Below are 18,751 nucleotides of genomic sequence, written 5' to 3' on the forward strand. Positions count from 1 at the left end.
TAATAAAGTAAAGACGACACTGGAGGTGCCATGACTGTTAATAATATCGACCGTGACGCAATCGCTCACGGCAAAATTACTGAAAAGCCGCTTCGTAAGCGGCCATCTCAACCAACCTGGGTCTTGAAGCTCGCCATGGCCGTAACTGGCTTAATTTTCGCTGGCTTCGTCGTGTTCCACATGGTTGGTAACTTAAAGGTTTTCTTGCCTGCATACACTGAGGGTGACCATGCGGGCTCCTATCCAATCGACGTTTACGGCGAATGGCTACGTAACCTGATGTACCCATTGCTGCCACACGGAGTATTCCTGTGGATCTTCCGTATCGTCTTGCTTGCTGCGATTTTCCTGCACATCTACGGTGCATACGTTTTGACGATCCGCAGCCAGCAGTCCCGTGGTAAGTTCCGTCGCACCAACTTGATGGGCGGTCTGAACTCCTTTACCACCTCTACCATGCTGTATACCGGCATTATCTTGCTGGCATTCATCATCTTCCACATCCTCGACCTCACGGTAGGCGTTGCGCCTGCAGGTCCTGCGGCGTTCGAACATGGTGCAATTTATGCCAATATGATCGCTAGCTTCTCCCGCTGGCCAGTCGCCATTTTCTACATTATTGCAATGGTGACGCTGTTCCTGCACTTGTCTCACGGTATTTGGTTGGCTGCGTCCGACCTCGGCGTGATGGGTAAGCGCACTCGTGCAGTGATCCTGGTACTTGCATACTTAGTGCCAGCAACTGTCATGATCGGCAATATCTCGATCCCACTTTCCATTGCCTTGGGCTTGGTTGGTTAGGGCTAGAAGGACGAAAAGGTAAAACATATGAGCACTCACTCTGAGACCGTCACACGCCCTGAGTTCAACCACCCAGCTTCCATCGTTCCTGGCGTTCGCCCGGGTAACATCTTGGAATCGAATGAGCCTAAAGGCGTTCCAACTCGTGAAATGTGGCAGTACCACAAAGATCACATGGAGTTGGTTTCCCCATTAAACCGTCGTAAATTCACTGTTTTGGTCGTAGGTACCGGCCTTGCCGCAGGTGCAGCAGCTGCCGCCCTGGGCGAACTCGGCTACTCGGTCAAAGCATTCACCTACCACGATGCACCACGTCGTGCGCACTCTATTGCTGCACAGGGCGGCGTGAACTCCGCTCGTGGCAAGAAGGTTGACAACGACGGTGCATACCGCCACGTCAAAGACACCGTGAAAGGTGGCGACTTCCGTTGCCGCGAGTCCGACTGCTGGCGCTTGGCATATGAGTCTGTCCGCGTAATCGACCACATGAATGCGATCGGTGCACCATTCGCTCGCGAATATGGCGGCGCATTGGCAACCCGTTCCTTCGGTGGTGTACAGGTTTCTCGTACCTACTACACCCGTGGTCAAACCGGTCAGCAGCTGCAGCTTTCGACCGCATCCTCCTTGCAGCGCCAGATTCACCTCGGCACTGTTGAGATCTTCACTCACAACGAGATGGTTGATCTGGTTATCACCAACAAGGATGGCAAGAAGCGCTGCGAAGGTGTGGTTATGCGTAACCTCATCACCGGCGAACTGACTGCACACACCGGTCACGCTGTGATTCTTGGTACCGGTGGCTACGGCAACGTGTACCACATGTCCACCTTGGCAAAGAACTCCAACGCTGGTGCAATGATGCGCGCATACGAAGCAGGCGCATATATTGCATCTCCATCGTTCATCCAGTTCCACCCAACCGGACTCCCAGTGAACTCCGAATGGCAATCAAAGACCATTTTGATGTCCGAGTCGCTGCGTAACGACGGCCGTGTTTGGTCCCCAATTGTGCCAAACGACGACCGTGATCCAAACACTATTCCAGAAGATGAGCGCGACTACTTCCTCGAGCGCCGTTACCCAGCATTCGGTAACCTGGTGCCTCGCGACGTGGCTTCTCGTGCTATTTCCCAGCAAATTAACGCTGGTCTGGGTGTTGGCCCACTGCATAACGCTGCATACCTCGACTTCCGCGATTCCATCGAGCGTCTGGGTAAGGCAACCATTAAGGAACGCTATTCCAACCTCTTCCAGATGTATGAAGAGGCCATTGGCGAGGATCCTTACACCGCACCAATGCGTATTGCGCCAACCTGCCACTTCACCATGGGTGGTCTGTGGACCGACTTCAACGAGATGACTTCCATCCCAGGTCTGTTCGCAGCTGGCGAGTGCTCCTGGACCTACCACGGTGCAAACCGCCTGGGTGCAAACTCCCTGCTCTCTGCATCGGTTGACGGCTGGTTCACCTTGCCATTCACCATTCCAAACTACTTGGCTCATCACCTGGGCGAGGCTCGTTTGGCAGAAGATTCCCCTGAAGCACAAGCAGCAGTGGATCGTGCCCAGGCACGTATCGATCGCCTCATGAACATCAAGGGCGACGATCCACACGGTCCTGAGTACTACCACCGCAAGCTCGGTGAAATCCTTTACCGCTACTGTGGTGTGGCTCGTAACATCGAAGGCCTGCAAAAGGGTATCGAGGAAATTCGCGTGCTGCGCAAGGAATTCTGGTCCAATATGCGCGTCACCGGTGACCAGCACGAAATGAACCAAGTACTTGAGTACGCTGCTCGCGTTGCTGATTACATCGACTTGGGAGAACTGATGTGCGTTGACGCACTCGACCGCGACGAGTCCTGCGGTGCTCACTTCCGTGACGATCACCTTTCCCCTGAGGGCGAGGCAGAGCGTGACGACGAAAACTGGTGCTTCGTTTCCGCTTGGGAGCCAGGCGAGGCTGAAGGCGAGTTCATCCGCCACGCTGAGCCACTCTACTTCGAAGCTATCCCTCTGATGACAAGGAATTACAAGTAATGAAACTGTATCTTGAAATCTGGCGTCAGGCTGGACCAAATCACGAGGGTCACTTCGAGTCCGTGACTGTTGAGGACGCTGTCCCACAGATGTCCATCCTGGAACTGCTTGACCACGTCAATAGCGGCAAGGTCGAACGTGGTGAAGAACCATTCATGTTCGCATCCGACTGCCGTGAAGGTATCTGCGGTACCTGTGGTCTCTTGGTCAATGGCCGTCCACATGGTCTCGAGAAGAACCAACCTGCATGTCAGCAGCGTTTGCTCAACGTTGCTGATGGCACCACCTTAAAGATCGAGCCTTTCCGTTCAGCAGCATTCCCTGTAATCAAGGACATGATTGTTGACCGCTCAGCGCTTGATCGCGTGATGCAGCAAGGTGGCTATGTGTCTGTCAACGCTGGTACTGCACCAGACGCTGATACGTTGCACATGAATCACCAAACTGCTGAGCTAGCCCTTGACCATGCTGCTTGCATCGGTTGCGGCGCTTGCGTTGCTGCTTGTCCAAATGGTGCAGCGCATCTGTTCACTGGTGCAAAGCTGGTTCACCTTTCCCTTATGCCAATGGGCAAAGAAGAGCGTGGACGTCGTGCTCGCAAGATGGTTGATGAGCTCGAAACCAATTTCGGTCACTGCTCACTGTATGGTGAGTGTGCGGATGTTTGCCCTGCAGGTATTCCATTGTCTGCAGTTGCAGCGATCAACAAGGAACGCGCTCGCGCATTCTTTACCGGTAAGGAAGCTTAATCTTTCAAGCGATTACCCCCGAATGGAGAACAACCGCCAGTGGAGAACATGATTCTTCACCTGAAGAATTGCTACACTGGCGGTATTCAACACCAGTCGAATTGGTATTAACGCTTTATTGAGCACAGTAGAAAGGCATTTCAAATGTCAGCAGATTCGCACACCGCTGAGTATCCTGTCTTTAACGGCGAAGTTTCGAGCCGCATGCACTACATCGAGGGATACGATCCAGTGAGCTATATGGCTCCACATTCCTCGCTGCTGCGTACAAGCACATGGTTGGGAATGGGCTTGGTACTTACCTCTCTTGCCGGCTTCGGTACGATCGTGTTCGGCGCCGCTACCAAGATCTACCAAACTCAAGAGCACGCAGTGCTGTACTTGAGCATCGGTGTTGTACTTGCAGCAGTATGCTTGATCGCAGGCTTTGGCTTGATTAACTATGGTCGCCGTTATTACCGCCAGTATCGTGCAGAAACTGGCCGCATTAACTAAACAAGCGTTTTACTACAGACTGTAAAACCTTTCGTTCTAGACGTTTACCATGCATACGGTGAACGACACTAGGGCATCTCCTACGAAAGACCCGTGTGTTTCTTTGGAACCGCGGGTCTTTCGCATGCGTGGAGGAGGCTTAAGTTCTGGTGGTTGTGGTTCTGGCTTGAGGGTGAGCGCCAGGCAGGCAACGACCCAGCACACTGGCCAGGCAGTGCGCCACAAAGCGTCAGCCTGGACAATGGTTTTGGAGCTGCGTCGATAAGCAAACTGGCGCTGCGAACTTCCTTAATAGGTATGCTAGAGCCGTACCCTTTCAAAGACCAAGGAGCACCCATGAGCCGAGCGTCGCTGATTTTATTGATTGTGTCCGGTTTGATTACTGTCGCTTCTTGTTATGCGTTGGGACGATATGCTTGGCAGTTGTGGCAGGCCGAGCAGACCGAGCAGGTGAGCGTCGTGGTGGCGCTGGCGGGGTAGCTGCCAATTGAAAGAAAGAAATGTGTGTTGAGTATGGCTTCTTCATCACTTCCATTGCCAACGGGCTCTGCGGAAACTGATGCCTTAAGGCGTAAGGAATTGCGGCGTCATAAGGCGTTTGCGACAGGGTTGCTGCTGGTTGCCGCGGTCGTGTTTGTTGCGTGTCAGTGGTATGAAACGCAGGTCGATCCGCATGCTGCTTGGGTGGGCTATGTGTCGGCTGCGGCTGAGGCCGGCATGGTCGGTGGCCTGGCTGACTGGTTTGCGGTGACCGCGCTGTTTCGGTATCCCTTGGGGTTAAAGATTCCGCACACGGCCATTATTAAGAAGAAAAAGGATCAGCTTGGCGAGGCCTTGAGCAGCTTCGTGGGCGAGAACTTCTTGAATGCGGAGTTGATCACCGAGAAGGTTTCGCAGGCGAAAATCCCGGAGCGGATCGCGGAGTGGATGATCGAGCCAAGTCATGCCTATAAGGTGTCGCATGAGGTGGGACGGCTGACCGCGAATGCCGTGGCGGCGGTGGATCCCGCCGATGCCGAGGCGGTGATTTCGCAGGGCATTATTGCAAAACTGGCTGCGCCGAAGTGGGGGCCTCCATTAGGCAAGGGCTTGGAGCAGTTGATGCAGGAGGGCTATCTTGAGCCGCTGATCAATGAAATTATTGGCTGGGCGCATCGCAAGGCGATTGGCAGCGAGGCGCTGATTATTCGGATTCTTGATGAGCGCGCGCCAAGTTGGGCGCCGAAGTTTGTCAATGAGCTCGTGGGCGATAAGGTTTATCGCGAGCTGATTACCTGGACGGCGGCGGTACGCGATAATCCGAACCATGAGGCTCGGCAAGCCTTGGAGCGCTTTATCCGCAAGTTCGCCTATGACGTGCAATATGATCCGGTGATGATTGAGCGTGTTGAAAGCTTGAAGCAGGATATTCTGCATTCCACCACCGCTCAGTCGTTGCCAGGCGCATTGTGGGAAAAAACGCAGGCCGGCATTATTGAAGCGGCGCAGAATCCGGATTCTATTGTGCGCGTGAAGTTGATGGAGGCGTGTATTCACTGGGGCACTCAAGTGCGTGACGACGACGCCTTGCGCGCCAACCTCGATCGATATATCACCAGCACAGCGGCGTTTTTGGCGGATAATTATGCCACTGAGGTTACGAGTATTATCTCTGAGACCATCGCCCGCTGGGATGCCGAGGAGGCGAGTGAAAAAATTGAGCTGATGGTTGGGAAAGATCTGCAGTATATTCGCGTTAACGGTACAGTGGTGGGTGCAGTTGCAGGTTTTGTGATCTACACTATTGCTCAGCTGTTATTTATCGTGTAATTCAAGTGAAGGAACCAATGTGAGCACTGTTTTCCTCTATGCCCAAATCGGCATCAACTATCTTGAGCTGGCTGTTTATTTGGGCATCACCATTGCAGGTCTCGTCGGAGCCGTACTTGTTATGCTCACTCGTGACGACGCCTTCGAAGTCGCCGCCCGCAAACCGAAAATGACTTGGGCTGCGATTTTGGTTGGCTCCGCCTTCGCTGTCGGACTCCAAGTATTAGGACTGCGCTTGCCGTTCCTCCCATGGATCGGCATGATCGTCATCGGCCTCTACTGGTTTGATGTGCGCCCGCAAATCAACCGCATTCTGGCCGGCAATTTCGACTGGTAAATGAAGCACTACACGGCTGTTCTTGATCCCGATGTGAGCGTCGCAAAGCTGCAGGAGCTTGCCGACGCTCCTTTGCTCGTGCTCCCGAATAGGGTAGGGCACGTTGGTGGCGACTGCGCCACATTCACCGGCTACCCCACAGGAAGCCACCATGAGCTGGTTAAAGCCGCCGAGGCGCGCCTTGCGGTGAGTCAAGGGGCGCGGATGATTCTTGCCGTCCTTGACCACCACTCTATTAAAGAACATGAAACCGCGCTGCTGAGCGAATGCCTGCTATTGCGCGAGGCGGTGACGCATCCGACGACCTTGGTGGCGGTGTTCGATCCGCGGCGGTTGTCGGCAGCTGAGATTGCTGCGGCGACAACCGTGGTGCAGCGATGTGGATTCGATGCGATTTGCGTTGGTTTCGACGGATCGGATTACAGCGCGCTGCTGCCTGCGACGGACTTACCGGTGGTCGCGATCAGTACCGATCAGCCCAGCCGGGCAGTGATTTGGGCGCAGCTAGAGCGTTGCTTGTAGGTTAGTCTCTTGATTCAAGTGGCTCTGATAGGAACTGACCCCACGGTATATTGGTGCGTTCAAGCTCAATATGCAAGCCAGCCTTAGTAACCTCGGCTGTCGTGACCGTTAGCTCGTCGGGTATAGCGTCTTCGATGCCCTCAAACCATTTAGTGAAGAACCTGGCAACCGGCTTTGGTATACCAGTGCCGAAGAGGCTAGTATCTTCCACAACCATTTTTAACTTGCCATCAATGCTTTGTGGATGAACTACGATGCTGGCGAGTTCTTCGCCAAACACAATCTCAAGCGTGCCTTCATCAGGATGCGTACGTACCTCACTGATTAAGAATTCCGGCGAAAAAAGCTCGGTACCCCAAAAGGATCCCTCAGACGACAGTCCCTGCACCACAGCTTGTAGCGCTGTCTGGATATACTCTTTCGGAAGCGTAGTCTCTAGAGACGCCTTATCGAGCAGCGCGTTTGGATCCTCCTTCAACGGCACACCACGCAGTACTGCATACAAGTTTGGTGGATCTACCTCGCTGGCTTGCTCACCGGAATCAGAAAGGTTAAGCGGTATTGGTACTGTGGCCCTCACATAGTTCATCTTGCCCAGCAGCAGCGATGGCGTTATCGGCCGCAGTCCGAACGCTATCGTTGTATCTTCGAGTATCTCCGCCGGCATGTGCTCAGCAACCGCAGCTACCATTTTCTTATGAACTACATATCGCGCTCCGACTTCAACTACTGAAAACAACAGTAAAATGGCGAGGCCGAAACTAATGAGAGACTTGTTAAAAATATTCGAACTCTTCATAGTAATTAGTGTGGCGTAAAAATTGCGATCGCGCTAGTTGGTGGTGTGAGAATGTGGGGGTGTGGGGGTGAAAAAGTGGGAGCTTTCGGGGTAACGATGTTCAATCTGCGGCGGTTGTCGGCAGCTGAGATTGCTGTGACGACAACCGTGGTGCAGCGATGTGGATTCGATGCGATTTGCGTTGGTTTCGACGGATCGGATTACGTCTCGTTGCTGCCTGCGACGGACTTACCGGTGGTCGTGATCAGCACCGATCAGCATTAGTACCGATCAGCCCAGCCGGGCAGTGATGTGGGCGCAATTAAAGCATTGCTTGTAGAGTAGTGCAGCTAGAGCGTTGCTTGTAGACTGCTCAGTTTCACGTCAGTGCCTTCGAACACCACGTGCAAGCCCTCGTCGGTAACCTCGACTGTCGATGCAGTCAGCCCGTCAAACATCTCGAGCGCGGTTGAATCCGCAAAACCTTTGGTGAAATAATCGGCAACAATATCTGGCAAACCAAAGCCAAAGAGGTTAGTCTCTTCCACAGTCAGCTGGAACTTGCCATCAATAGCGTGCGGATGGACCTCGATGCTGGCAATTCCGTCGCCAAACACAATCTCAAACGTGTCAGATTTCGGGTTCGTACGCACATCGCTGACCGAAAACTGCATGGCAAGAAACGCACTATCCAAAAGCCCATCACCTTGCGGCTGTTCAGACGAGAAGGCCTCTCGCATCGCCGATTGCAGCTGCGCCTGGATAAACTCTTTCGGAATCGTAGTGTCCAAATACACACTATCGATCAGCGCCTCCGGATCCTCCGAAATCGGCATCCCGCGCAGCACCACATGCGCCGCCGGCTCACCCGACGCACTGATCTGTCCATCGACATTAGAAAACTCCAGCGTAGACGGCTTCGTCATCTCCACATAGCCCAGCTTGCCCTGCAGCAACGACAGCACCAGCGGCCGCGTCCCAAACTCGACCTCAGTGCCCTCGCTTTGCGACGCCGTCAGCTCCTTATGAATCACATACCGCAATCCACCTTCAGCCACTGCAAACAGCAGCAACAACGTGACGCTGAAACCAACCAGAATCTTTACCAAAGTATTCGAACCCATAGTGACCAGTGTGGTCTAAAAATTGTGATCGCGCTAGTTGTTGGTGCGGTGCGGTGGGGGTGCGGTGCGGTGGGTGGTGGTGTGGCCGCGAGGTGGTGTGAGCGCGTACAGCAGCCGGAGCTACGTGGGGTGCGTGGGTGCCCTCAAAGCCCGCGCCAGCCGATGCCTTAGTCCACTGGGGCGATGAGCTCCCAAGGAATCGTCACCAAGTTATCTCGCCGTAACCGCGGACGCGACACCGGATAGAAGTTCCTTAATAGGGAATGGGCGTGAAACCACCGCACCCGCGGCCCAAACGCCTCATAACTGCTGGCACGATCCCAACACCGATCCGCCTCCATTAAGAAACTGTGGATGGCTTCGCCGGGCACATTCCGGTGGATGAGGATTTTCGGCAGCCGCTCGGCAATTTCAGAGGGGCGGTTGAGTTCCCAGGGGTTCCATGCCAGGGTGAGCGATTGCGGCCCTTGCCTATTAAGGAAAATCCATGTGGCGCGTTTGCCTTGTTCGTCGCAAGTGCCTTCGATGAACATGCCGTCATCAGCGAGTCGCGTGCAGACGGTAGTCCAGGCGTCGTGGACTTGGTCGACGTCGTATTGCCGCAGCACGTTAAACGCACGAACCAGTTGCGGCCGGTATCCGCAAAGTTCGAATCCGCCGAGCTCGAAGGTGACACCGTCGCGTGGCGGCAGCACCCGGGCGGGATCAATTTCAAGCCCAGTTACCTTAATAGAGGGATTGATTTTGCGCAGCCACCGCGCCCACTCGACGGTGGTGGTGTAGCTGGCACCGTAGCCGACGTCAAGTGCGAGTGCACCTGGTTGTCGTAAAGTGGCGTGCAGCGTTGGGGTATAAAAAACCCATCGGTCGCATTTTCGCAGCCGATTGACACCAGTCGTGCCGCGCGTAATGACCCCGATGGGTTTTTGCTTGTTGCTGCGGAAATCAGCGCGCTGATTATGCCCGTGATAAGCCATGCAACAATCCGATGTTCGAAAAGATTAGAGGTTGGCAGTGATCCATGCGTCGGTAAGCGCGCCTTCATTGCCGAACAACTCGGACAAAGCCTCTGCTACCTTTGGCTCAATCGCTGGGCCCATGAATGGAATGTTCACGCTTACTTCGTTGGAATAGGTGAGGGTGGTTGCGGCGTCGTCGCCAAGCAGCGCAATATCGCCCTTGAAATCGACAGGGGTGCCCTTGACGTCAGCGGTGTACGACAAAGAAGCCGCATTCCCATTCAGCGGACCGACCTTTACGACGCGCTTCACCTTCAACGCCTGCGAAATCATCGCACGCACAGCCTCAGGAAGAATCTCGAGCGGCAGCACCTCGTACAACACAACCTCAGCACCGCCATCGACAGCGGTAAACTGATGGACCTCACCAGGCTCAGGCGACAAAGTCGCAGCTACATGGGCCCAATAGTCAGCATTCGTCAAAGCTTCATGGACCTTGGAAGCTGGGAACGAAATATTTACAGAATTTTCACTACGCGTAGTCATGCATTACAGACTACCCTGAAGAGGGTGAGTATGCTTTTTGACACCCTAGATCCGCGGCTGTCCGTCGCCCTCCACTCTATTAAGGAAGTTGAAATAGAGACAACGCCGCTAGCAGAACTGACCACGCTGCACGTTGGCGGGCATCCATTAGCGACGGTGCGATGCCGCACTAAGCAAGCCTGCATCGATGTATTAAGGAAATGCGACGAGCATCAGGTTGAAGTTTTAATCGTTGGTGGCGGCTCAAACTTGGTTGTCGCTGACGGGAAGCTGCCGATGATTGCGGTGGTCTTAGACTTCGACGAGATCGTTCTTGATCTTGAGACAGGTGTGGGATACGCGGAAGCTGGGGCGGTATGGGATGACTTCGTCGACCTCTCTATTAAGGCGGGCTTTGGCGGACTGGAGTGTTTGTCCGGCATCCCGGGTTCGGTCGGTGCAACACCAGTGCAAAATGTTGGTGCCTATGGTGTTGAAATTGCAGATGTCCTGACCGAAGTCGAGTTATATTTCCGAGACACCGACGAACGCGCGTGGCTTGCGGCCTCCCACCTGGATTTACGGTATCGACACTCGAACCTAAAGTATCAAGATCGTGTGGTTGTGCTCGCTGTGAAAATGGCGCTGAACAAAGATGGACTTTCGCAGCCGATTCGCTTTGGTGAACTTGCAAGAGCATTAGGGATTGAAGCAGACGAACCACAGGCGCGTCGAGAAGCAGCGCGGGTGCGTGATGAGGTTTTGCGGCTGCGGAAAGCAAAAGGGATGGTGTACGACGAGGCTGATTACGACAGTTGGTCGGCGGGGTCGTTTTTCACCAATCCGATCGTCTCTATTAAGGAAGCTGCGTTTGTGCGAGAAATCGTGCAGGAAATGGATCCTGAGCTGGCACGCACCATGCCTGAATATGAGGTCGGCGAGGGATTGCGCAAACTTTCTGCAGCCTGGTTGATTGACCGTGCAGGATTTGCGAAAGGTTTCCCTAATGGGGCAGTGGCAAGTTTGTCCACAAAGCACACCCTGGCGCTCACGAATCGTGGTACGGCAACAGCTGCTGACATTGTGGCATTAGCTGCTCAAATTCGCGACGGTGTGTTTGAGAAGTTTGGGGTGGAATTAGTGCCTGAACCGGTGTGGGTAGGTATTAAGATGCCTGAGTTGCCTAATGGGGAAGCGTAGCCTGAGCACGCCTAATGAGCTCCTAGCCAATCGCGGCTAGGAGCTTTTATGCTGCGTGGCTTATTGCCCTGGCGGCGGGTGCTGCTCGTGAACCGGGTGCGGATGCTTCATGGTCTTTAACGGCAGATGCTGCTGGCTGGGGTGCGTGTTGCGGCGCACGCGATGCTTGTAGTCGATGTGACTAATTTCTCCTGTAAGCGGATCTTTCTTAATACGGCCGTTTTTATGACGCCTCGGGTCATCATCATTTTCCAAATTGTGCTTGTGGCACAGCGGCGCGAGGTTGTCCAGCGTGGTCAGCCCGTTTTGGCTGTGCGCCTTAATATGGTGCATGTCGCACCGCACGGCCGGCGTCGCGCAATCGGGATGCTGGCAAACCAGGTGGTTAATGATGGTCAGAAAGCGCTGGTGGCTGTCGGCGAAGCGCTGGATGTCGAAAATGTGCCGCGGGGTTGGGATGCCGTTGGCGTCGTTAAAGTAGGTGACGGCGAAGCCCGTTGGGGCCAGGGTGGTATTGATCACGTCGCTAAGCTTGACGACGCTGCCATCGCTGTTCACAATCTCGCCGGTCTCAAGCAGCGTGGTGTCGCCAAATGGCAGCAGGAAGCACGGCCGGTGGCGAAGATCGAGCGGGTTGTCGGGATTTTCGGTGGTGTCGAGGGTGCTGATCGGGGCGGCGTCGTCAAGGCAGCGGGCGAGCAATGCTTTGGCCAGGGCTTCTTGATGACTCCCGGCGTGATTTGCGGTGAGAAGGCTCGTGGCCTGCGGCGTGAGCGTGGTTTGCAGGCGATTCGCGTGGGCTGCCGGCAGCTTGGCGATGAGGTACTTCATGCCATCATGGTCGGGGCGGTGCGAAAAGCGCAGGTACCAGCGGCGCGGCGGCACGAAGCCCTCGTTGAGCGACTCGATAAGCTCACGAATGTGGCTGCGCAGCTGGGTGTGCGTCATGTCGGCGCAATCCACCAGTGTTTTGGTGACCAAGCCTTTAGCATCAACGTTCGGGTTCTTAATACGGTGGAGCAATTGACACACCACCTGCAACCGATCAATACTGTACGCATGCTTTCGCGCCAGGCGCAGCTGCTCCGGACTGAGCCGCTTCGCCAGCGCGCGGATAAGCGACACACGAGCGAACGGCAAATCGAGAGATTCGGCCAGCTGCTCATTGGTCAGCGTCGAAGCCTGAACGGCGGCAATTAAAGCGGCGCCGCTGCGGTTGACGCTGGCGATGGTGGCGAAAAGGTCGGACATGAGGGCATTGTCGCACCCTCCTATTAAGGACGCAAGAGGAAATGTTGCTGGTGGGATAGGTGAGACGTGCCTACACCCAAAAGTGTTGACATGCGAAAACCGCCCATGAAAACCAATGTTTCACGGGCGGCTTGAGAAGGTTTACTTCTTCAGTTTCTTAATAAGGTCGGCTTGGACCTCGCGACGGCGAATCTTCCCTAATGGGTCGCGCGCCAGCTCCTCAAAGTGATAGAACGTGCGCGGCACCTTGTATCGGGTCAGCCGCTCGCGACAGAAAATCTTCAATCCTTCTGGATCCAACGCCGCACCCGGGGCAAGGGTGAGGGCTGCGACGACGTTCTCCGAGCCGTCCTCACGCGGCAGGCCGACGACGGCACAATCAAGGACATCAGGGTGAAGCCTGAGCACTTCTTCCACCTCGGCCGGGTACACATTGAAGCCGCCGGTGATGATAACTTCCTTAATACGTGCGACGAGGCGGATGAACCCATCCTCCTCCATCACCCCAACATCCCCAGTGCGATACCAATCGCCGTGGAAGCTCGCCGCGGTGGCCTCTGGATTGTTGAGGTAGCCGGCGAAGACTTGTGGCCCGCGGGCAAGGACTTCGCCTTCCATACCGTCTGGCATGGTTTCGTCGAGATTGTCAGGGTTGGCGATGCGAATTTCGGTGTCTGGGAATGGAATGCCAACGTAGCCTGGGCGGCGGTTGTGAGTCATTGGGTTACCAACCAGAATTGGCGAGGTCTCGGTGAGTCCATAGCCTTCGACCAAGATGCCGCCGGTGAGATTTTCCCACTGTTCGACAGTCGGCACTGGGAGGGTGGCCGCGCCAGAGAAAGAGTTTCGAATTCCCTTAATAGAGATGTTGTTCGCTTCGGCATTCTCCGCAATCTTCTGATACAGTGTCGGCACGCCCGGCATCCAGGTCGGGGTGTGCTTTTTCATGATCTTCATAATCAGCGGGATCTGCGGCGCCGGGAGGATCACCAGTTCGCCGCCGATATAGGTGGCGAGGTTCAAAATGATGGTGATGCCGTAGGCGTGGAAGAATGGGAGTGCGGCGAGGAGGCGTTCTTCTTGGTCGCCAAGCCCTGGGGTCCAGGCCTTGCCCATTAAGAGGTTGCTGAAGAGGTTGCGGTGGGTAAGCTGGGCGCCTTTTGGTGAGCCCGTGGTGCCTGAGGTGTAAAGGATCACCGCGACATTATCTGGTGTGACTGATATTTCGGAAGTGATATCGTCGCCGTTGCCGCCAAGCGCTGGGCCGGTCAGAATGTCCCAAGGGATGGTGTTTGGCGCCGGAACCGACAGCTGTTCGCGTTTCTTCGCAATAGCTGGGATCGGCAGGCGCAATAATACTTGCTGGAACTTTGGCATCTCGTCGATCATATTGACAGACACAATGGTCTCCAGCGGGGTGGTGCGACGCAGCTTCTCAAGGGTCGAGCAGGCCTTGTCCCACACGATCGCCACGCGCGCACCGTGGTCATTAAATGGCGCTTCGAGTTCGTGGGCGGTGTAGAGCGGATTATGCTCGACAACGGTTGCGCCGAGTTTCAGCACCGCGAAGTATGCCGCAACGTGCTGTGGACAGTTCGGCAACACAATAGCCACGCGATCGCCTGCCCGAACACCAAGGGCACGCAATCCAGAAGCAGCAGCTCGAACCTGTTTATCTAATTCGCCGTAGGTGATGCTGCGGCCGAAGAAGTAGATCGCCGATTTTTCGGCATTCAGCGCGATATTGTTGTCATAAACGTCGAGAAGCGTAGTGTCGCCGTAATCGAGCGTATGAGGGGTCCATTCGCCGTAATATTGCAGCCAGGCCTTGGTTTCGAGGGCTTTCGACATGTTCATTCCTGTTCTTGTGAGAAGGATCCCTACGGTAAAGTAGGTTTACTTATTGTTGAGCATACCCTAAAACATGAGGGTTTCCTCAATAGTGGCGGTGTGTTACGCGCCAAACACTTATCGACGCGCCCACGTCCGCCCGCCGCAGCGTCGGCGCCGGGGCACCTCAGCCGCATTATCCACGCAACCGTGCGACCCTTCGCGCGCGGACGAGCAATGTAACCGCCAGCGGGAGTAGCGTCAGCGTCGTTAAGTAGCTCATTGCGGCGAAATATTGGCTGGTCATATCACCTGCGGTGGCGCTGATAAACGCCTGGCGTCCGTATGTCATCGGGCCAAATGGGTGCAGCAGCTGGAACGGGCGCGGCACGGTCGCAAGTGGCCACACACCGCCGAAGGAAAACATGCCAAACGCGAACAGCGACAAAATCGCAATGCCGCCGGTAAAGCGTCCAAAAAGCGCGCGCAGCAACTGGTTACACGCTGCTGCCGAGGTCGCAATCAGCACAAATACCCACGCAACTGCGCTTATCGACGCCGGTTGCCAGCCCGCACGATAAGAAACCGCCGCCAGGATTGCTAAAAACATCATGCCAATGAGGCTTAATCCCACAAATGATTTCAGCGTTGGGCCAACAAATGCGGTGCGACGGTCGGTGCCAAACACGTGAGGAATCAAAATTGCGGACATTGCCATTAAGAGATAGCCAAAGACCATAATGATCAGCATCGATGCGCCGCCGGACAGTTGCTTTACGGTTGGGTCTTGAGCGTCAATGACGGTTTGAACTGGATTGGAGTTTTGCTCCTGAAATGCCACTGGCAACGCGACTTGATGAGCCGAGGCATCAACATCAGCAGCCTTTGGCGCGCTGGCGGCACCGGTTTCGAGTTTGTCGGCCAGTTCTGCAATGCCGTCGCTAATCTTTTGCGAACCAGCTTGCAGCTTCACTGTGCCTTCAGCTAGCTTCGAGGAACCTGCTGCAAGTTTGTCAGCACCCTCATCGGCTTTGTGCAAGTTATCGCGCAGCTTTAGCACACCGCCGTGATACTCCGAAGTCGGATCAGCAAGCATATACGCCAAGGTGGCAGTGCCGTTCTTCAGTTTTTGCAACTGGGCAACTTGATTGTTCGGGTTTTCGGCATCGAGTTTGTCTACAAGCTCGGCAAGTTTTGTGGCTTCGGTATGCAAACCAACACTCTGGAGCGCCGCCACGGCTTGCTTTAATTGCGGAGTTGCATCTTGTGCTTTCCTTAATAGGGGAATCAGGGTATCAGTAAGCTTCCCCACGCCCGCATCAATCTGCTGCGCACCATCGCCAAGTTTCGCGGTTCCGGCTACGAGTTTGTCAGCGCCTGCGGCCAGTTGCTCGGTACCGTCGGCAAGTTTGCTGGCACCGGCTGCTAATTGTTGTGCGCCGTCATTTCCTTTTATTAAGCCGTCGTTGAGTTTCACTGCGCCTTCGGCAAGCTTGGCAGATCCGGTGGCGGCACGGTCGAGGCCTGCGCCGAGGTCATGAATGCCTCCAATGAGTTTGGTGGCATATGTTTCGGAGATAGATGCGTTAATGGCCGCTTGGAGTTTTGGAACCAGCCCACCTGTGAGCACTGAGCCATTGGTACCATTGAAATCATTGTACGCAATTTGAATTTCTGGCGCCGTTGGGGTGTCGGTCATGACTGATAAGAGGTTGGTTGAGAAGTCTTCGGTGAGGGTGACGGTGAACAGATAGGTGCCGTCGGCAAGCCCGCGCGTGGCTTCGGCGGCGCTTACTTCGTGGAAATCGAGATACGGTTTGCTTAAAAGGGCCTCGGCAACTTTGTCGCCATGTCGCTCTAGGGTGCCGTCGCGGGTGACGCCGATGTCGTTATTGACGAGCGCGAGTGGGACGTTGCGTAAATTTTTGGTGGGGTCCCACATTGCCCACATATACACCACGGAAATCACCATTGGGAGCAGCAGAAATATAATGACGCCAAATCTGGTCCAGCTGAAGTTGCGGGTGTCGGCCTCGGCGAGCGAAATGGGCTCGACGGGTGCGGTGGGGTGGTGCATGGGAGTTCCTTTGCATGTTATTGGGCGAATATGTAACTGCCTTATTATGGCGCAACTATGTTTGTTTTGGAAACTAAAACACTCGAGAAGGTATATTTACGTTTGCACCATTAGGGGCGGAGTAATGATTGCGCGCAATGAAAATGTAGCCTTGCGCAGACTGCTTATCGACGCTATCTCGGTGATTGCATTGCAAGAGTGTGTGAAAATGCTCGTATTGCTTATGTATTAAGAGATAAATGCGCCGATAGTAAAAGTTGGATTAATGCAGTTGTGGTGAAGTTGGAATGTTTTAAGTCCCACAGTCTGCAGGGTGGTGAACTGACTGATCTAGTGACTGGCCTGGACTGCTGTGTGGTCGCGTAAAAGTAATTGCATAATATAGTTTGCAATGGTTATCATTGTCGTTATTATGTTATGTACGTTATACATGGCATGCTTCTATATCGCTTTTGGAGGAGATTCACCAACGTGAAACATAAAAAAACGAATAATTGGGTGAAGTACGTATTCACTCCGACTGTGGCTGTTACAAGTGCATTGGCATTACTGTCTGGCGTGGTAACGCCAGTTGCTCAAGCGCAGACAGCTCCGCATCAAGGCTCCGGTAATCGTGACGATGGTACTCTTGTTCCGGTTAATCACCAATGGTTTTCGACATATCAAGCGAACTTTGAGTGGGCGGATACTCGATATGATCTGGGTACTCCAAAGTCTGAAACCAATGTCACTGGTTGGCCACTTATCTTAAATCCAAATGTAGATACTGCTGGTACTAGCCCTGTGAAGCAGTATGATTTACTGAAAGATACCGGTAAGAACTTCTCGCTTGAATTACAACAACCAAATGAAATTTATGCTTTTCATAGTGTTGCAAGTGAAAAAGATTCTGGTCTGCAGTTTAGGCCGGACGTTCAGGACGGCGATGGCTCGGGAATTTCACTGCATGCAAAGCCCGGAGATCCTAAAGGCGCGATCTCAGAATTCACAAAAGCTTATAAAAATTGCTTCATGGCTGACGGGAATGATGAAGGCATTGCATTTGAACAGGCACTCGGTGGTCAGATCTTACACTGCAAAATAACCGATGAAAATCGCGTTGTTGTAAAGGTGGTCTTTAATCCGGATCCAGCAAACCCTGGACAGAGTCTTGAGCCGGTTTGGAATCCTGCTCTGAAGCTCACGCAAGCTCGCATTAGTGAGCAAGGCTATCGACCAACTTTTGAATACCGTGTGAATACAATTGACGGTGTTCCAGCATCCACATCTGGCCGAGAATTCGGTGCTTTTGATACTTCTTTTGACGCTGGACGTTTAGGAGTTTATAAAACTGAAAAAGGTGTAGAGATTCGTCGTAAGCGTGACAGCATTGTCTCGGTAAATGGTGATGCTGAAGAGACTGCCAAGCTAGGCACCATTGGTGGCGGTGTAAGTATTTCGGGTGCTGTGAGCACCATGGAAATTGAGCTGATTCCTGCGGTCTATGTTTATCAAGATCCAGCAGTACGGCCAGGTGGCGCTGAAATTTCTAGTGAAGATCCAATTGCACCAGATATTTCGCACGGTTTTGATATTGAATTTCCATCATCTGATTTAGGTGTTGCAAAGACTGGTCCTGCTGTGGCTGGTTTGGGTGAGACGATTTCTTGGAAGGTGACCGTTACTAAAAATGGTTCGGCAACTGGCCCAAGCCATGGTTATGTAGTGGCAGATGAGCTTCCAGATTTTATTGATCTTTCAACAGTGAAAGTAGCAAAGGCTGAATATGGCCATGCTGCAACTGCAAACGCTGTAGATGCGACTGCTGCAACTGCACGTGAAATTGATGGCAAGCAGGTTCTTGAAATTAAGCGTGTTGCTTCTGGCTATAGTATCGAGCGTAGGAATAGCCAAGGCGGTGGCTTGCATACGTATCTTACTGCTGATCAGGGCACAGGTACTTTGATGTCTCCTCCTGTTGTGTTAGGTAATGGTGAGGAAGATGTGTATACCATTACTGCGAAGGTTCGTTCTGATATTGATCCTGCTGTGATCAAAAAGCATGAGAACTTCGTAACTGTCAGTGGTACGGATGTTGATTACCGTCAAGCTAATCGTCCTGGAGATCCAAACTATAAGGGGGGTAACTCTGCTCGTGCGGTGACTCAGATTGCGAATAATGCTGTCACTTATGCGTTGCAAAGTGATGGTGATGATGCATCTCGTACGCAGAAGTCTACTGATAAAGATGGTGCTGTTGCTGGTTCTCCAG

18 protein-coding genes are annotated in these 18,751 nt (G+C 53.7%); 11 read left to right on the forward strand and 7 right to left on the reverse strand.

Going from position 1 to position 18,751, the window contains the following annotated elements; all coding sequences use genetic code 11:
- Positions 1-30: 30 nt before the first annotated feature.
- The 8 genes from NXS99_RS04500 to NXS99_RS04535 all read left to right on the forward strand — a co-directional run bounded on the left by NXS99_RS04500 (position 31) and on the right by NXS99_RS04535 (position 6,756).
- The gene (locus tag NXS99_RS04500; RefSeq protein ID WP_259287458.1) at positions 31-801 is read left to right on the forward strand and encodes a succinate dehydrogenase cytochrome b subunit; all 771 of its coding nucleotides are present in this window, start codon (positions 31-33) and stop codon (positions 799-801) included.
- Between the two features lie 27 nt (positions 802-828).
- Positions 829-2,844, forward strand: a complete 2,016-nt coding sequence (locus NXS99_RS04505; protein ID WP_259287459.1) for a fumarate reductase/succinate dehydrogenase flavoprotein subunit — start codon at positions 829-831, stop codon at positions 2,842-2,844.
- Entirely contained in the window at positions 2,844-3,593 is a 750-nt protein-coding gene (locus NXS99_RS04510) for a succinate dehydrogenase/fumarate reductase iron-sulfur subunit (RefSeq protein ID WP_259287460.1), read from the forward strand. The genes NXS99_RS04505 and NXS99_RS04510 overlap by 1 nt, the downstream gene beginning before the upstream one ends.
- 144 nt (positions 3,594-3,737) lie before the next feature.
- Positions 3,738-4,088 (forward strand): hypothetical protein, encoded by a 351-nt coding sequence (locus NXS99_RS04515; protein WP_259287461.1) that lies wholly within the window; start codon positions 3,738-3,740, stop codon positions 4,086-4,088.
- A 336-nt stretch (positions 4,089-4,424) separates the two neighbouring features.
- The gene (locus NXS99_RS04520) at positions 4,425-4,568 is read left to right on the forward strand and encodes a hypothetical protein (protein ID WP_259287462.1); all 144 of its coding nucleotides are present in this window, start codon (positions 4,425-4,427) and stop codon (positions 4,566-4,568) included.
- Positions 4,569-4,601: 33 nt separating this feature from the next.
- Positions 4,602-5,897 carry a DUF445 domain-containing protein gene (locus NXS99_RS04525; RefSeq protein WP_259287463.1) on the forward strand — a complete coding sequence of 432 codons (1,296 nt, stop codon included), beginning with the start codon at positions 4,602-4,604 and terminating at the stop codon, positions 5,895-5,897.
- A 19-nt stretch (positions 5,898-5,916) separates the two neighbouring features.
- Positions 5,917-6,234: a DUF2516 family protein gene (locus NXS99_RS04530; protein ID WP_259287464.1), complete on the forward strand. Its 318-nt coding sequence runs from the start codon at positions 5,917-5,919 to the stop codon at positions 6,232-6,234.
- A complete protein-coding gene (locus tag NXS99_RS04535) occupies positions 6,235-6,756 on the forward strand; it encodes a hypothetical protein (RefSeq protein ID WP_259287465.1) in 522 nt (173 codons plus the stop codon).
- A gap of 1 nt (position 6,757) precedes the next feature.
- Here the strand turns inward: NXS99_RS04535 and NXS99_RS04540 are convergent, their stop codons facing one another.
- Positions 6,758-7,555 carry a hypothetical protein gene (locus tag NXS99_RS04540; protein WP_259287466.1) on the reverse strand — a complete coding sequence of 266 codons (798 nt, stop codon included), beginning with the start codon at positions 7,553-7,555 and terminating at the stop codon, positions 6,758-6,760.
- Between the two features lie 75 nt (positions 7,556-7,630).
- Here NXS99_RS04540 and NXS99_RS04545 point away from each other — a divergent pair, with 75 nt between their 5' ends.
- Positions 7,631-7,819: a hypothetical protein gene (locus NXS99_RS04545; protein ID WP_259287467.1), complete on the forward strand. Its 189-nt coding sequence runs from the start codon at positions 7,631-7,633 to the stop codon at positions 7,817-7,819.
- A 65-nt stretch (positions 7,820-7,884) separates the two neighbouring features.
- Here the strand turns inward: NXS99_RS04545 and NXS99_RS04550 are convergent, their stop codons facing one another.
- The 3 genes from NXS99_RS04550 to NXS99_RS04560 all read right to left on the reverse strand — a co-directional run bounded on the left by NXS99_RS04550 (position 7,885) and on the right by NXS99_RS04560 (position 10,163).
- The gene (locus NXS99_RS04550) at positions 7,885-8,658 is read right to left on the reverse strand and encodes an LmeA family phospholipid-binding protein (protein ID WP_259287468.1); all 774 of its coding nucleotides are present in this window, start codon (positions 8,656-8,658) and stop codon (positions 7,885-7,887) included.
- 167 nt (positions 8,659-8,825) lie between these two features.
- Positions 8,826-9,635 (reverse strand): class I SAM-dependent methyltransferase, encoded by an 810-nt coding sequence (locus NXS99_RS04555; protein ID WP_259287469.1) that lies wholly within the window; start codon positions 9,633-9,635, stop codon positions 8,826-8,828.
- A gap of 24 nt (positions 9,636-9,659) precedes the next feature.
- Positions 9,660-10,163 carry a DUF2505 domain-containing protein gene (locus NXS99_RS04560; RefSeq protein WP_259287470.1) on the reverse strand — a complete coding sequence of 168 codons (504 nt, stop codon included), beginning with the start codon at positions 10,161-10,163 and terminating at the stop codon, positions 9,660-9,662.
- A gap of 30 nt (positions 10,164-10,193) precedes the next feature.
- Here NXS99_RS04560 and NXS99_RS04565 point away from each other — a divergent pair, with 30 nt between their 5' ends.
- Positions 10,194-11,342: a UDP-N-acetylmuramate dehydrogenase gene (locus NXS99_RS04565; RefSeq protein WP_259287489.1), complete on the forward strand. Its 1,149-nt coding sequence runs from the start codon at positions 10,194-10,196 to the stop codon at positions 11,340-11,342.
- Between the two features lie 60 nt (positions 11,343-11,402).
- On the opposite strand, the gene NXS99_RS04570 is transcribed toward NXS99_RS04565, so the two are convergent.
- The 3 genes from NXS99_RS04570 to NXS99_RS04580 all read right to left on the reverse strand — a co-directional run bounded on the left by NXS99_RS04570 (position 11,403) and on the right by NXS99_RS04580 (position 16,500).
- Positions 11,403-12,593: an HNH endonuclease signature motif containing protein gene (locus NXS99_RS04570; RefSeq protein WP_259287471.1), complete on the reverse strand. Its 1,191-nt coding sequence runs from the start codon at positions 12,591-12,593 to the stop codon at positions 11,403-11,405.
- A 141-nt stretch (positions 12,594-12,734) separates the two neighbouring features.
- Complete coding sequence (locus tag NXS99_RS04575; protein ID WP_259287472.1) at positions 12,735-14,444, reverse strand: long-chain-fatty-acid--CoA ligase; 1,710 nt, start codon at positions 14,442-14,444, stop codon at positions 12,735-12,737.
- 175 nt (positions 14,445-14,619) lie between these two features.
- Complete coding sequence (locus tag NXS99_RS04580; RefSeq protein ID WP_259287473.1) at positions 14,620-16,500, reverse strand: YhgE/Pip family protein; 1,881 nt, start codon at positions 16,498-16,500, stop codon at positions 14,620-14,622.
- Positions 16,501-16,971: 471 nt separating this feature from the next.
- Between NXS99_RS04580 and NXS99_RS04585 the strand changes: the two genes are divergently transcribed.
- Positions 16,972-18,751, forward strand: a 1,780-nt coding sequence (locus tag NXS99_RS04585; protein ID WP_259287474.1) for a hypothetical protein, incomplete at its 3' end; no start/stop codon positions are given.

The sequence above is a fragment of the Corynebacterium sp. HS2168-gen11 genome, assembly GCF_024834075.1.
GTDB lineage: Bacteria > Actinomycetota > Actinomycetes > Mycobacteriales > Mycobacteriaceae > Corynebacterium.

Coding starts and splice junctions, on each gene's coding strand:
- NXS99_RS04560 (WP_259287470.1), bottom strand. CDS start 10,163: ATGACTACGCGTAGTGAAAATTCTGTAAATATTTCGTTCCCAGCTTCC.
- NXS99_RS04570 (WP_259287471.1), bottom strand. CDS start 12,593: ATGTCCGACCTTTTCGCCACCATCGCCAGCGTCAACCGCAGCGGCGCC.
- NXS99_RS04565 (WP_259287489.1), top strand. CDS start 10,194: ATGCTTTTTGACACCCTAGATCCGCGGCTGTCCGTCGCCCTCCACTCT.
- NXS99_RS04540 (WP_259287466.1), bottom strand. CDS start 7,555: ATGAAGAGTTCGAATATTTTTAACAAGTCTCTCATTAGTTTCGGCCTC.
- NXS99_RS04515 (WP_259287461.1), top strand. CDS start 3,738: ATGTCAGCAGATTCGCACACCGCTGAGTATCCTGTCTTTAACGGCGAA.
- NXS99_RS04535 (WP_259287465.1), top strand. CDS start 6,235: ATGAAGCACTACACGGCTGTTCTTGATCCCGATGTGAGCGTCGCAAAG.
- NXS99_RS04520 (WP_259287462.1), top strand. CDS start 4,425: ATGAGCCGAGCGTCGCTGATTTTATTGATTGTGTCCGGTTTGATTACT.
- NXS99_RS04510 (WP_259287460.1), top strand. CDS start 2,844: ATGAAACTGTATCTTGAAATCTGGCGTCAGGCTGGACCAAATCACGAG.
- NXS99_RS04550 (WP_259287468.1), bottom strand. CDS start 8,658: ATGGGTTCGAATACTTTGGTAAAGATTCTGGTTGGTTTCAGCGTCACG.
- NXS99_RS04525 (WP_259287463.1), top strand. CDS start 4,602: ATGGCTTCTTCATCACTTCCATTGCCAACGGGCTCTGCGGAAACTGAT.
- NXS99_RS04575 (WP_259287472.1), bottom strand. CDS start 14,444: ATGTCGAAAGCCCTCGAAACCAAGGCCTGGCTGCAATATTACGGCGAA.
- NXS99_RS04500 (WP_259287458.1), top strand. CDS start 31: ATGACTGTTAATAATATCGACCGTGACGCAATCGCTCACGGCAAAATT.
- NXS99_RS04555 (WP_259287469.1), bottom strand. CDS start 9,635: ATGGCTTATCACGGGCATAATCAGCGCGCTGATTTCCGCAGCAACAAG.
- NXS99_RS04505 (WP_259287459.1), top strand. CDS start 829: ATGAGCACTCACTCTGAGACCGTCACACGCCCTGAGTTCAACCACCCA.
- NXS99_RS04580 (WP_259287473.1), bottom strand. CDS start 16,500: ATGCACCACCCCACCGCACCCGTCGAGCCCATTTCGCTCGCCGAGGCC.